Annotated in this window: 11 protein-coding genes, 1 tRNA gene and 1 pseudogene; 11 read left to right on the plus strand and 2 right to left on the minus strand. The window is 68.1% G+C overall.

From position 1 onward, the window contains the following. Positions 1-40 precede the first annotated feature (40 nt). Both gcvPA and gcvPB read left to right on the plus strand, forming a co-directional pair. Positions 41-1,378, plus strand: a complete 1,338-nt coding sequence (gene gcvPA / locus LI336_RS18005; protein ID WP_227134547.1) for an aminomethyl-transferring glycine dehydrogenase subunit GcvPA — start codon at positions 41-43, stop codon at positions 1,376-1,378. Beyond that, positions 1,375-2,853: an aminomethyl-transferring glycine dehydrogenase subunit GcvPB gene (gcvPB, locus tag LI336_RS18010; protein WP_227134548.1), complete on the plus strand. Its 1,479-nt coding sequence runs from the start codon at positions 1,375-1,377 to the stop codon at positions 2,851-2,853. Before gcvPA ends, gcvPB begins: the two co-directional genes overlap by 4 nt. Before the next feature lie 180 nt (positions 2,854-3,033). Here the strand turns inward: gcvPB and LI336_RS18015 are convergent, their stop codons facing one another. Further along, positions 3,034-3,201, minus strand: a complete 168-nt coding sequence (locus LI336_RS18015; protein ID WP_227134549.1) for a DUF7838 family putative zinc beta-ribbon protein — start codon at positions 3,199-3,201, stop codon at positions 3,034-3,036. Between the two features lie 503 nt (positions 3,202-3,704). Here LI336_RS18015 and LI336_RS18020 point away from each other — a divergent pair. The 3 genes from LI336_RS18020 to LI336_RS18030 all read left to right on the plus strand — a co-directional run bounded on the left by LI336_RS18020 (position 3,705) and on the right by LI336_RS18030 (position 5,319). Then, the gene (locus LI336_RS18020; protein ID WP_227134550.1) at positions 3,705-3,944 is read left to right on the plus strand and encodes a hypothetical protein; all 240 of its coding nucleotides are present in this window, start codon (positions 3,705-3,707) and stop codon (positions 3,942-3,944) included. Between the two features lie 445 nt (positions 3,945-4,389). Beyond that, positions 4,390-4,668 carry a hypothetical protein gene (locus tag LI336_RS18025; protein ID WP_227134551.1) on the plus strand — a complete coding sequence of 93 codons (279 nt, stop codon included), beginning with the start codon at positions 4,390-4,392 and terminating at the stop codon, positions 4,666-4,668. A gap of 117 nt (positions 4,669-4,785) precedes the next feature. Beyond that, positions 4,786-5,319 carry a cob(I)yrinic acid a,c-diamide adenosyltransferase gene (locus tag LI336_RS18030; protein WP_227134552.1) on the plus strand — a complete coding sequence of 178 codons (534 nt, stop codon included), beginning with the start codon at positions 4,786-4,788 and terminating at the stop codon, positions 5,317-5,319. A gap of 31 nt (positions 5,320-5,350) precedes the next feature. Here LI336_RS18030 and LI336_RS18035 read toward each other — a convergent pair whose 3' ends face one another. Continuing rightward, positions 5,351-6,298 (minus strand): MBL fold metallo-hydrolase, encoded by a 948-nt coding sequence (locus LI336_RS18035; protein WP_227134553.1) that lies wholly within the window; start codon positions 6,296-6,298, stop codon positions 5,351-5,353. A gap of 279 nt (positions 6,299-6,577) precedes the next feature. Between LI336_RS18035 and LI336_RS18040 the strand changes: the two genes are divergently transcribed. The 6 genes and pseudogenes from LI336_RS18040 to LI336_RS18065 all read left to right on the plus strand — a co-directional run. After that, the gene (locus LI336_RS18040; protein WP_227134554.1) at positions 6,578-6,847 is read left to right on the plus strand and encodes a DUF7553 family protein; all 270 of its coding nucleotides are present in this window, start codon (positions 6,578-6,580) and stop codon (positions 6,845-6,847) included. Between the two features lie 45 nt (positions 6,848-6,892). Further along, positions 6,893-6,967: transfer RNA gene (locus LI336_RS18045), tRNA-Val, on the plus strand. A gap of 692 nt (positions 6,968-7,659) precedes the next feature. Further along, positions 7,660-8,796, plus strand: coding sequence for a substrate-binding domain-containing protein (locus tag LI336_RS18050; protein WP_227134555.1), 1,137 nt, complete (start codon positions 7,660-7,662; stop codon positions 8,794-8,796). Positions 8,797-8,874: 78 nt separating this feature from the next. Further along, complete coding sequence (pstC, locus tag LI336_RS18055) at positions 8,875-9,981, plus strand: phosphate ABC transporter permease subunit PstC (protein WP_227134556.1); 1,107 nt, start codon at positions 8,875-8,877, stop codon at positions 9,979-9,981. Next, on the plus strand, positions 9,978-12,638 hold the full coding sequence (pstA, locus tag LI336_RS18060; RefSeq protein WP_227134557.1) for a phosphate ABC transporter permease PstA: 2,661 nt from the start codon (positions 9,978-9,980) through the stop codon (positions 12,636-12,638). The genes pstC and pstA overlap by 4 nt, the downstream gene beginning before the upstream one ends. Continuing rightward, positions 12,631-12,829, plus strand: a pseudogene (locus LI336_RS18065) (phosphate ABC transporter ATP-binding protein); the annotation flags it as partial. The gene pstA and the pseudogene LI336_RS18065, both read left to right, overlap by 8 nt.

Genomic DNA, 12,829 nt, shown 5'->3' on the forward strand with positions numbered 1-12,829 from the left:
GCATGACACGCACCCACCACGGACGACGGAGGACGAACGGATGAACGGACGAGAGACCACCGGGACGCCGTACGCGCCCCACGGGGACGCCGAGACCCGCGAGATGCTCGACGCCGTCGGCGTCGACACCGAGGAGGACCTGTTCGACATCCCCGAGAGCGTCCGGTTCGACGGCGACCTCGGCATCGACGCGCGCACCGAACGCGAGATCCGCGCCGAGATGGCCGACGAACTCGCGAAGAACCGCGACCTCACCGAACTGCTCGGCCGCGGGCACTACGACTACTACGTCCCGAGTGCCGTCGAGCACCTCGCGGACCGCTCGGAGTTCCTGACGAGCTACACGCAGTACCAGCCCGAGGTCACGCAGGGGTTCCTGCAGGCGCTGTTCGAGTACCAGAGCCTCCTCGTCGAACTCACCGGCCTCGGTATCGCGAACTGCTCGATGTACGACGCCGCGACCGCGCTCGGCGAAGCGGCGACGCTCGCCGAACGCCTCCGCGTCACCTCCGGGAGCCGCGTCCTCGTCCCCGAGCACCTCGAGTCCGGACGTCGAGCGGTGCTCGCGAACTACGTCGCCGGCACCGACCTCGTCGTCGAGTCCTACGCCATGGACGACGGGAACGCCGACGTGGACGCGCTCACGGACCGCGTCGACGACGAGACCGTGATGGTGTACGCGGAGACGCCGACGGTCCGCGGTTGCATCGAGGAGCACCTCGACGCGCTCGGTGACCTCGCCGACGACAACGACGCGCTGTTCGTCCTCGGGAGCGACCCCGTCTCGCTCGCGCTCCTCGAGGAGCCCGCGAGCGTCGGCGCGGACGTCGTCGTCGGGTCCGCGAGCGCGCTCGGCCTCCCGCAGAGCTACGGGATGGACCTCGGCCTGTTCGCGTGCCGCGAGGACTTCGTCCGCCAGGTCCCGGGTCGGCTCGTCGGCGCGAGCACCGACGCCGACGGGACGCGCACGTACACGCTCACCTTGCAGACGCGCGAGCAGCACATCCGCCGGGAGCGCGCGACGTCGAACATCTGCACGAACCAGGCGTGGGTCGCGCTCCGCGCGGCGATGCACGCCACCGGTCTCGGCGCGGACGGCCTCGCGGACCTCGCGAAGCGCGACGTCGCGGACGCCCGCGACCTCGCCGCCCGCGTCGACGACGTCAAGGGCGTGCAGGCACCCCACCACGACCGCCATCACCTCCGCGAGTTCGTCGCGCACACCGACCAGCCCGCGCCCGCCATCGGCGACGACCTCGTCGACGAAGGGTACGCCGTACACGTCCTCGACGAACACCACGTCCAGCTGTGCACGGTCGGCACCACCGAAGCCGAACGCGACGACTTCGTCGCCGCGCTCACGGAGGTGGCACGATGAACGGCGACGCGCCCGACGGCGACGACGGCGGGGACGCGAGCGCCGATGGCTTCCACTTCGACCAGGCGCGGTGGAGCGACGGCGACCGGCACGAACCGCTGAGTTCGGAGAAGCGAACGACCGAAGCCGAGTACGACGACAGCCCGCTCCCCGACGACCTGACGCGTGACGAACTCGAGTTGCCGAAACTCGAGGAGCCGGACCTCGTCCGGCACTACACGCGACTCTCCGAGATGAACTACGGCATCGACAGCGGTCCCTACCCGCTCGGGTCGTGTACGATGAAGTACAATCCGGCGTTCACGGAGGACGTCGCCGCGGACCCGAACGGCCTCGTCCACCCGGACCGGCCCGTCGCGGGCGTGCAGGGCACGCTCTCGGTGCTGTACTCGCTCCAGGATTACCTCGCGCGCATCGGTGGCATGGACGCCGTCACGCTCCAACCGCCTGCGGGTGCCGCGGGCGAGTTCACGGGCGTCCTCGTCGCGGACGCGTACCACGAGCACAACGGCGGGGACCGTTCGGAAATCATCGTCCCCGAGAGCGCCCACGGGACGAACTTCGCGAGCGCCGCACTCGCCGGGTTCGACGTCGTCTCGCTGCCCGGTGGCGAGGACGGCCGCGTCGACCTCGAAGCGCTCGAGGAAGCGCTCTCCGAGGACACCGCGCTCCTGATGCTCACGAACCCGAACACGCTCGGACTCTTCGAGCGCGACATCGAGCAGATCGCGGACATGGTGCACGACGCCGGCGGCCTGCTGTACTACGACGGCGCGAACCTGAACGCGCTCCTCGGTCGCGGCCGCCCCGGCGACATGGGGTTCGACGTCATGCACTACAACGTCCACAAGACGTTCGCCACCCCCCACGGCGGCGGCGGCCCCGGAGCCGGCCCCGTCGGCGTCGTCGACGAACTCGCCGAGTTCCTCCCGGACCCGCAGGTCGTCGAAGCACCCGACGCGAGCCCCCTCAAGTACGAGTTCGAGACCCCAGAGCGGTCCATCGGGAAGGTCCACGGGAAGTACGGGAACTGGCTCGTGCTCGCGAAGGCGTACGCGTACATCGCGCGCCTCGGCAACGACGGCCTCAACGACGCGAGCGCGAAGGCCGTCCTGAACGCGAACTACCTCGCGAGCCAGGTCGAGTACGACGTCCCCTACGGCCCGTTCCACCACGAGTTCGTCGCCAGCGCCGGCGACCAGGACGCCGCCGACGTCGCGAAACGCATGCTCGACTACGGCGTGCACCCGCCGACGACGAAGTGGCCCGAGATCGTGAGCGAGGCGCTCATGACCGAACCCACGGAGATAGAGGGCAAGCGCACGCTCGACCAGCTCGCTCGCGCGTTCAACGCGGTCGCGAGCGAGGACGACGAGACGCTCGCCGCCGCGCCCGAGCGCACGACCGCGGCGCGCATCGACCAGACCGAGGCCGCCCGCGACCTCCGGCTCAGCTGGCGCGCACTCGACGACTAGACGGTGCCCAACGCTGCAGACCGGGCAACTCGGCACGTTCACACCGCGGGACGTACGGCACCGAGGTCCGAGTGCTCCCCGACCGCGCCCGAGTGAGATCGCGTTCTCGATCCGCAGGTGCCTGCTCGCGTCGCTCGCGAAGCGGTTTTTGGAGAGAGCGAGACCGCAGAAGGCGTCGGTTCAGGCTTCGGACGTGTCGACTTCGCCGTTGACCTGCACGAAGCCGTAGTCGCAGTCCGGGCAGTGCCACTTGACCTTCTCGCCGAGGTGGAGCGTGGTGCTGGCGGCCCGGTAGAAGACGCGGTCGTCGTCGCAATCGGGACAGTAGTGCTCGAGTTCCAGGGTCATATCCCCGGATTTCAGGTGCGTACTGTTGAACGTACCGATTCCGACGCACCCCGGGCGCTCCGATTCCGCACAGAACGCGTCCGTCCGCCCTCCCCCCAGGTCGGTGGGTGGCGGCGTATTCTCCGTTCTGTAACCCCTGAGCGTGGCACGTGCGGGGCGATTCCGGGGGATGATCGCGGTCCAAACGACGTCGCGTAAACCGCATACCGCGATAGTAAATCAGGGTTGCGTCGCGTGGATCGGGCGAGGACCCCACCGAGGCGGACGCTTTCTTGTGCGCGGGTTCGACACGCGGTCCGGTCGACGGTTCCGTACAACGCCAGCACGCGTCGAGGCGTGGACGCCAGGTCAGTCACGTCGACCGTGCGGTGTGCGACCGCGCTGGCGAGGCGTGTTCACCTGTTGGCGGAGCTTCCTGCCGAGGTGGTAGCTCGCTGAAACTGATTTTTCACCCAGGTGGCGGGAATAAGTACCCGGACCCCGATGGAGGAATCGTGTCCTCCATGCAGTCTGCCACAGCCCCGGTAACCCCTGCACGCATCGCTTGCGTGACAGCAGCGCTCCTCGGCCTCGGCCTCGCCAGCTACGGCGGGTACACCCAGTACACGATCGCCACCCAGCTCGCCGCTGGTGCGTGCGACGGCTGCGCGCCCTGGCATCCGCTGTTCGTGGTCGCCCCGCTCGTCGTCGGCCTCGTCCTCCTCGCCAGCGGGTCGTACGCGCTCGCGAAGACCAACTGCTGAGTCCGAACAAAACCGAGTTTGAGCAGTACCGTCCGTGCCACAGCCACCGATCACTGCGGTTAGCGTTCGGTTACGGCAGTGGCTCGCGTACCCGCGGAGTCACACAGCCTGAGCGTCATCGAGGGACGCGTGCTCGCCGGGCGGACCGACGGACGGTCTCCAGGCCCCCGCGTTCTCGCCGTCCGAGGTGATGTCCATCGGCGATGAGCCACCGGTTCATCGTCATCACGTCGGACGATGCCGTCATGAGCGAACTGACTGCCGTGTTCGACGCGAGTGACCGGCCGACTCGACGACAGGTGGTCGCGGTCGGTGGGAGCGCTGTGATCGCAGCACTCGCAGGTGCCCCTCCTCCTCGGAGACGCCGACAGCGCGCCCGGAAGGGGCGACGGTCACGATTCGCATCCGCAACAGCGACGACCTGGCACGGGCATACGAGGTCACGGTGAACCAGGGCGAGAGCCTGACCGACTCGTTCTCCTGGGGATTACCGGCAGACGAAAGCCAGCCCGTGGAGGTGGTGGCGACCGTCCGAGCGACGGACGAGCAACACGGTTTCACGATCGCGACAGCGACTGGCCAGCAGGGACGGACGTGGGAGCCGACCGGGTTCGGCTCACTCGTGACCGCGAGAGAGGTGCACGTATTCAGGGCAGACCGGTACTGTGCTCGACTCGACGCAGAACGGAGAGCGATTGCTGAGCCGTTCAGGAACGTGGAGTGACCGACTGACCGAGTCGAACCTGCCCAACCCGAACGAACCCGATTCTGTATCGCGTATAGTGGTTTATCGTACTCGTTCCGGGCGATAGTTAAGTGCAAGCGGACCGGACGCTCTCGCATGAAGATATACACCGGTCGTGGCGACGACGGGATGACCGACCTGCGGGACATGAGTCGGGTGTCGAAGACGAGTCCGCGCATCGAGGCGTACGGGACCGTCGACGAACTGAACGCGCTCATCGGCACGGTTCGGCCGACGGGCCACGACGACGTCGACGAGATACTGGAGGGCGTCCAGAATCACCTGCACGTCGTGCAGGCGGACTTCGCGAACCCCGACCCCGACGAGGACGACCCGCGCGTGCGCGAGGCGCACGTGGACGAGGTCGAGGACTGGATCGACGATTTCGAGGACGAGCTCGACCCACTACAGTCGTTCATCCTCCCGACCGGGTCCGAGAAGGGGTCGCGGTTGCATCACGCGCGGACGGTGTGTCGGCGCGCGGAACGCCGCGCCGTGGAGTTCGCCGCGGGCGACCCCGTGAACGCGGAGGCCATCCAGTACCTGAACAGGCTGTCGGACGGCCTGTTCACGTGGGCGCGCGTGGTGAACAAGCGAGACGGCGTCCCCGAGGAGAACCCGACGTACTGACCGCGAGCGGACTCGGCGGCGAGCGGCGTTCTCAGGCGCGTTCGTAGACGACCATGCCGCCGTTCTCGCGGCGGGTTACCTCGCCGCGAGCTTCGAGCACGTCGAGGTGCCCGACAGCTTCGCTCATCCCGCTGAACTGCTCGGTCGCGGGCAGGTCCTCGAAGAGTCCGTTCATGACGTCGACCGCGGTCGTCGGTCCGTCGAGGAGTTCGAGGACGGTCTCGGTGCGGTCCTCGTGCGCGGCGAGTATCTCGTCGATGCGTGCGGCGGGGTCGTCGATCACCTCGCGGTGGCCGGGGAGCATGCGGTCGTAGTCGGCGTCGCGGAGTCGAGCGAGCGCGTCGTTGAACGCGGGGAGGGTGCGTGGGCGTTCGTCGTGGTGGTCCATCGGCGGCTGGAGGAGTGGGTTCGGCGTGATGTCGGGGAGGACGTTGTCGCCGACGATGACGTGACGTTCGTCGTCGTGGTCGTACGCGAACGTGAGTTCGCCGGGGGCGTGCCCGGTCGTGGTGCCGACGTCGACCGTGGCTCCGTCGACGGTGACGGTGTCGCCGGCGTCGAGGACGCGGTCGGTGTCGACGTCGGGTGCGTACTCGACGAACGCTTCGGGCAGGTCGGTGACCGTCCTGGCAGTCGACTCCGCCATGCCGTGGCGCTGGAAGAACTCGCCGAAGAACTCCTGTTCGTACGCGAGTCGTTCTTCGAACCCGCCGATGATGTGTGCGGCGGGGGCGCTGGCGTGGACTCGTGCACCGCGGTCCCGGAAGCGTTTGGCGAGCCCGAAGTGGTCGGGGTGGGGGTGCGTGACGAGGACCTGTTCGAAGTGGTCGGGGTCGAGGTCGTGCGCGTCGAGTTCGGTGAGGAGCGTCGACCAGGCCTCCTCGCTGGCGGGGCCGGGGTCGACGATGGTCCGCCCGGCGACGTAGGCGTTGACCGGGCCGACCTGGAAGGGGGTCGGGATGGAGAGTCGTTCGAACACGAGAGTGGCGTACGCGACGGTGCTGGTAAACGGTTTGGGCTGAAGCAGGAGTGAGCCGTGCCGCGGCGAGGCCGCGTGATGCCCACGGCTCTATCGTGGGTCGTCGGTCACGAGGCGACGACCCGGTGGTTGGGACAGACGGTTCGCGTGGCGGGGTTCGCCCGCCGCCACGGGTTTAGGTATGCCTAAATCATTGGTAAAGCTGCCGATTTCGGGTTGCCTAAAACGGGTGTGATGGCGGGCGACAGATTCTTGTCCTATCCAATCCAACAGTATTGTATGAACAAGCACTTCGAAGACGCTCGATACTACCTGAAGCGAGCCAGCGAGCACGCCTCCGCCGGCATCAAGGAGGAACTCAAGCCCGTGGTCGAGCGCGTGAACGAGCTGCGCGGCGTCGAACCGGAGCCCGAGCCCTCGCGCGTCGAGAAGCTCCAGTCGGACCTGAAGGAGATCGAGCAGCGCGCGGAGGGCGAGGCGCGCGAGCGCATCGTCGAAGCCCGGGAGAAGGTCGCCGCGTACCGCGACCGCACCGAGCAATCCGCCTGAGGAACGGAACCCTTTAGTTCACCAACCGGGTACCCACGAGTGCCTGGGTTGGTGGTCTAGCCAGGTTATGACGGCTCCTTCACACGGAGCAGGCCGGCGGTTCGAATCCGCCCCAACCCACTTTTGCGTCCATAACACGACGAGCGCAGCGAGGAGTCTGTGGACGCAAAAGTGTTGAGTGTGGATTCGAACCCTGCCAGTCGCGCGCAGCGAACGAACGTGAGCGAGCACGTCTGGCTTCGGTTCGAATCCGCTCCCACTCATTTCTTCCGCCGCAATAGCGAGGAGTGATAGCGACGAGTGCGCGGTGGGAGAAGTGGTGAGTGTGGTTCGACGCTTGGTGTGGTTCGACGCTTGGTGTGGTTCGACGCTTGGGGTTGGGTGCATGGGCAGGTGGTTGGGCTTTGGTGTGGGTTTTGGTGGTGTGTTCGTGGGGTGGTTCTGGGTGTGTCGGGTGGGGGTGGGGTTGGTTGGGGGTGTGGGTGTCGGGTATATAGATTGTCGAGTGTGGTGTGCTGGCATGGGTGTTGGTTGTGGTTGGTTGACTGGTTGGGGTGGGTGGCGGGGGTCGGTTGGGTGTGGTTCGGGTGACCTGTCGCTCGCTGGAGCGGATGGTTCGCGGTCGGTTCGGTGGTCGGTTTCGTGCGGTCTACGCCGTTTTCGTCGTGGTTTCTGGGGATGTTGGTGGGTTGGTCGTCGACCACCCCGGGAGAACGTAGGACTATATAGCGATATGTTCAGTATGGAAGTTCCGTAGGTGCCTATAGGGATATTAGCAACCGCTTTAGTACGAATCCGTCTTGGTATCCGTAATGGCGGAAGATCCGGAGCGGTATCCCGGTAGGGCATCGCGGCGTGAATTCATCGCCACGGCCGGCGTCGTCGGGGTGGCGGCGACGGCGGGTTGCATGGGCGATTCGCTGCGTGGTGCGCGGCGCGCGGACGACGCGTCGACGTCGACCGCGACCGAGACGGCCAGCGACGGGGAGTCCGGTGGTGCGTCGAGTGCGCCCAAGACGCTGACCTCGGGTGGGTCGTCGACGGTGTACCCGATCATGAACTCGGGCGGGTCGTACTGGAACGCGAACCGACCGGCGAGCGACACCGAGTACTGGCCCCACGCCGAGTACGGTATCGAGACCGACAAGAACCTCGCCGATTACTGGGCGGGCCTCTACGGGTTCGAGCCGAGCGACGGCGGGAAGCCCCCGTTCCGGTTCACGGTCGCGCTCAGTCACTCCGGGACGGGCGTCGAGAAGGTGATGAGCGAGCAGATAGACATCGGGAACTCCTCGGGGAACGTCGAGGACGAGCTCCCCGACCGGGAGTCCTACGAGAAGTTCACGGACCACGTCGTCGGCGTCGACGGCCAACCGCTGGTCGTCTCCGAGGAGATCGCCGACGCTGGCGTCACCGAAATAACGGGTCAGGAGCTCAAGGACCTCTACAAGGGCCGTATCTCGAACTGGAGCGAACTCGGTGGCCCCGACAGGGACATCCAGGTGCTCGGGCGCGTCAAGGGCTCCGGGACCCGGACCAGCTTCGTCGCGAACGTCTTCGGGAACCCCGAGGAGGACACGAGCGTCGCGAACCGCTTCGGGCAGAACCAGCGCCTCGCGGAGGCTATCGCGCAGGCGGACAACGCCATCAGTTACCTGGCGTTGACGTTCATCGACACCGACGGCGTCGCGCCCATCGCGCTGAACTGGGAGGGGACGACGTACAGCTATCAGGACGACCAGAACGGCCTCGACTCGAAGGCCTACCCGCTCTCGCGTGACCTGCACGCGTACACGTGGGACGGCACGAGCAAGCAGGAGGCGGCGTTCCTGCGGATGCTCCTGAGTGACTTCGGCCAGGACACGTTCGTGAAGCCGAACAACTACTTCGCGCTCGGGAAACGCCGGCAGGAGACCCAACTCGGGAAGCTCCCCGAGCCGACGAACTGACCGGGCGGCGGTCGACGACGGGACCGAGAGACGAACGACGCGACAGACCCCACAAGATACGAAATGTCCAGCAACTTCATGTCGAACGCTCGCACAACACTCCTCGGCCAGGACGCGTCGGAGGGCGCGTTACTCACGGTCGGTTCGGCGGCGCTCCTGCTCGTCGCGACCGTGGGCGTGTTCCTCGTCGCGCCGGCGCTCGCGCTCCCGACGTTCGTGCTGTTCGGGCTCGCGACCGTGGTGTCGTGGGTGAGGCATCAGGCGGAGACCGCGCGGTTGTTGACGCTCGTCGCGACCGTGTCGACCGTGTTGACAGTGACGTTCATCACGGTGTACCTGTTCGCGAGCGCGTTCCCGGCGGTCGGCGAACACGGGGTCGGGCTGTTCCTGATCCCGGTGGTCGATGGGAACGTCCGATGGTTCTTCTGGCTGGACGCGGTCTTCCCGTCGGGCGAGACGTACTGGAATCCGCTCTCGGGCGCGTACTCGCTGATCCCGACCATCTGGGCGACGGTCGTCGTGACGACGATATCGGCGTTCGTCGCCGGCCCGCTCGGGCTGTTCGGTGCGCTGTTCATCAGCGAGGTCGCGAGCGACGGCGTGCGCGAGGTCGTCAAGCCCGCGGTCGAGGTGCTGGCGGGGATTCCCTCCATCGTGTACGGGTTCATCGGGTTCCAGGTGCTGAACGGGTTCATCCAGACGTCGTTCCTCGACGACGGCGCGTCGTTCCTCATCGCGGGACTCGTCGTCGGCCTGATGGCGCTCCCGACGGTGGTGTCGGTCGCGGAGGACGCGCTGTCGAGCGTCCCGCGGTCGATGAAGGACGGCTCGGTCGCGATGGGCGCGACGCAGTGGCAGACGATGAAGTCCATCTCGATTCCCGCGGCGTTCTCGGGTATCTCGGCGGGCCTCATCCTCGGCCTCGGGCGTGCGATCGGTGAGACGATGGCGGTCGCCGCGATCATGGCGGCTGGCGTCGGGTTGTCGAACCCGCTGTTCGACGTGTTCGACGCGGGTGCGACGTTGACGAGCCTCATCGCGACGAACTACGGGAGCGCCTCCGAGAGCACGATCGACGTGCTGTTCGTCGCTGGTGTCATCCTGTTCGTCATCGTCGCCGGGATGAGCGTGCTCTCGCAGTTCATCGAGCGTCGCATGAAGGAGAAGCTGCGGGGGCAAGCATGAGTGACGCGTACGCTCGCGACACGACGCTCGTCGGCGCGGACTCGCGGCTGTACGACCGCGCGCTCGACGGCGTCATCTCGCTGACGGTCGTCGGGTTCGCGCTCGCGCTGCTGTCGCTCGTGCAGGTCGTGGGGCTCGCGGCGAGCGGGCCCGTGCTCGGCGAGTTCATGCTCGCGTTGACCGCGGTCACGGCCGGTGGCGTCGGCGTCGTCGCCGCGTTCTCGTGGGCGAACGTCGTCCCCATCACGTCCGAGCGCTTGCGTGGCGTCGCCGGTGGCTTGCTCGTGGCGACGGTCCTGTTGACCGGTGTCGCGTACGCGTCCGACGTGACGCTCGCCGCCCTCCTCGGGTGGCTGCTCGTCGTCGAGGCGGTCGTCGTGGTCGCTGCGGGCGCGGCGAGCCGGTTCGGGGTCGTGGAGACGACGCCGGACGCGAGCGCGGGCCTGCTCGCCGGCGGCGCGTTCGGGGCCATCGGCCTGGGCGTCGGCGCGGGCGTCGGCGGGTCGCTCGTCGGCTTCGGCTCGGCGGCGTGGGTCGCCGTCGCACTCGTCGTCGGCGTCGCACTCCTCGTGGTGACGGTCGTCGCTCGCGAGGACGTCGGGTCGACGGTCCCCGCTGGCCTCGTCGTGGCCGTTCTCGGCGCGACCATCGCGTCGGCCGCGATCGGCGTCGGCTGGGAGTGGAATCCCGAGGTCGTCTCCGGCGGGTTCACGGGCGGCGTCGTCGTCCCGATATTCGTCCTGACGGGGTCGCTCCTGTCGGCGTGGTCCGCGGCGAAGGCTCGCGAAGGCTTCGGCGCGCAAGGCCGCCAGTACGGGACCTTCCTCGTCATCAACCTGAACGCGCTGCTGATGCTCGTCGTGATGGCCGCGATCGTCGTGTTCGTGACGCTGAAGGGCGTCGGGTACGCGTTCCACGGGTTCGAGGTCGGGGCGGCGTCGGCGTTCCTCGCGACGCTCCCGTTCCTGGCGCTGGCCGCACAGCGTGCGAGCCAGCCGGCCGGGACCGAGGAGTGGCGTGGTGGCGCCCGCCAACTGCTGCGCGTGCTCCCGGTCTCCGCGGTCGGTGCGCTCTCGGCGTTGTTCGCGTACGTGGTCGTGACCGGGCGCAGCCTCGCGTACGACTTCACGTACACGGTGCAGGTGAACCGCCAGCCAGAGGTCCTGGACACGAGCGTCTCGGTGACGCGCTCGCTCGTCGTCGGGTCCCCGCTCGTGCTCGTCGCAAGCGTCGCGCTCCTCGCGTACTTCTTCCGACGGTACGGGAGCCTCGAGAACGTCGGCGACGACCTCCCGCTCGTCGGTCAGGTCCGCCGGGCGCTCCCGCTGGTCGTCGGCGCGCTCGTGATGATAGCGGGCGCGTTCGGTATCCTCGGCGCGAACCCGTTCGGGGTGACGGCGCTCGGTGGGACGGTCGCGTACTGGATCGTGGTCGTCGCCGCGGTCGGCGCGATGGCGCTCGCGCTCGCCCCGCTCGCCGGCGTGCTCGCGGGCGGTGACCCGCGGGCCGTCGGCGAGCGCGCGGTCAGCGTCGCGCCGCTATTCGTCGTCGGCGCGTTCGGCGGCCTGTCGGTCCTGCTGGCGACCGCGTTCCTGGAGTCGACCGCGCGAACGGCCCCGAACGTCGCCGGCGTCCCGGTGGTGGCGTTCGCGGCGTTCGTCGCCGCCGCGGGCTTCCTCGCGGTCGCCGTCCTCCTCGCACTCGGGAGGGGGAACGTCGAGGAGACCATCACCAGCCGATTGGTCGACGAGGAGGTGACGCTCTCCCTGGCCGCGGCTGCCGGGTTCGTCGCGGTGCTCGGCGTGCACGTCGCGGGCACGGGCGTCCCGTTCCGCGTCGGACCGTTCGCGGTCGCCACGCAGGGGTCGCTCTCGTGGCCGATGGCGATGCAGGCGTACATCCCGCTGGGTGCCGAACCCGGCGGCATCCTCCCGGCTATCGTCGGGACGGTCTGGCTCGTCGTCGGCGCGACCGCGTTCGCGGTCCCGCTCGGTCTCGGCGCCGCCGTGTTCCTCACGGAGTACGCCGAGCAGGGGAACTTCACGAACCTCGTGGAGATCGCGACGAACGCCCTCTGGAGCACGCCCAGCATCGTGTTCGGGCTGTTCGGGGCGGCGTTCCTCATCCCGCGGTTGGGCGGCGACGAGTCGCTGCTCGCGGGGATGCTCGTCCTCGGGTTCATGCTCCTCCCGCTCGTCCTCATCACGAGTCGCGAGGCCATCAAGGCGGTCCCGGACGAGTACCGGGACGCGAGCGCGGCGCTTGGCGTGGACCAGTGGACGACCATCCGGAGCGTCGTCGTCCCGGCGGCGATGCCGGGCGTCATCACGGGCGTCATCCTCGGCGTCGGCCGCATCGCTGGCGAGACCGCGCCGCTCATCCTCGTCCTCGGGTCGACGCTGAACTCGACGGAGGCCGTGGACGTCATCGGCGGGTTCCGGTTCGTCGCACAGCCGCCGTTCGTGGTGAACGACGCGCTCACCGCGGCGTCGGCGAGCCTGCCGACGCAGGTGTGGGCGGTCATCGCGGCGGGCGTGAGCGGGTCGCCGTCCATGGGGTGGGCGAGCGCGTTCATCCTCCTGATGGTCGTGCTCTCGTTCTACGCGGTCGGTATCACGGCACGGACGATCTTCCGGCGGAAACTCGACTATGAGTAAGCAAGAATCAGACTTCGACGACGACAGCACAGGCATCGAGAGCGCGAGCGCGGACTCGACGGCGTCGACGACGGTCGCGGGCGAGACGGCCGAGGAGACCCGCGAGGAGTGGACGGCGTTCGAGTTCGAGGGCGACGCGAAGTTGAGCGTCGAGGACCTGAACGTGTGGTACGGCGACGACCACGCCTTGA

The sequence above is a fragment of the Halorubellus salinus genome (genome assembly GCF_020567525.1).
GTDB classification, from domain to species: domain Archaea; phylum Halobacteriota; class Halobacteria; order Halobacteriales; family Natrialbaceae; genus Halorubellus; species Halorubellus salinus.

What these genes read in the sequence shown, in the direction of transcription:
- pstC (WP_227134556.1), top strand. Translation starts at nt 8,875, where the DNA reads ATGTCGAACGCTCGCACAACACTCCTCGGCCAGGACGCGTCGGAGGGC.
- LI336_RS18015 (WP_227134549.1), bottom strand. Translation starts at nt 3,201, where the DNA reads ATGACCCTGGAACTCGAGCACTACTGTCCCGATTGCGACGACGACCGC.
- LI336_RS18030 (WP_227134552.1), top strand. Translation starts at nt 4,786, where the DNA reads ATGAAGATATACACCGGTCGTGGCGACGACGGGATGACCGACCTGCGG.
- LI336_RS18050 (WP_227134555.1), top strand. Translation starts at nt 7,660, where the DNA reads ATGGCGGAAGATCCGGAGCGGTATCCCGGTAGGGCATCGCGGCGTGAA.
- LI336_RS18020 (WP_227134550.1), top strand. Translation starts at nt 3,705, where the DNA reads ATGCAGTCTGCCACAGCCCCGGTAACCCCTGCACGCATCGCTTGCGTG.
- gcvPB (WP_227134548.1), top strand. Translation starts at nt 1,375, where the DNA reads ATGAACGGCGACGCGCCCGACGGCGACGACGGCGGGGACGCGAGCGCC.
- gcvPA (WP_227134547.1), top strand. Translation starts at nt 41, where the DNA reads ATGAACGGACGAGAGACCACCGGGACGCCGTACGCGCCCCACGGGGAC.
- pstA (WP_227134557.1), top strand. Translation starts at nt 9,978, where the DNA reads ATGAGTGACGCGTACGCTCGCGACACGACGCTCGTCGGCGCGGACTCG.
- LI336_RS18040 (WP_227134554.1), top strand. Translation starts at nt 6,578, where the DNA reads ATGAACAAGCACTTCGAAGACGCTCGATACTACCTGAAGCGAGCCAGC.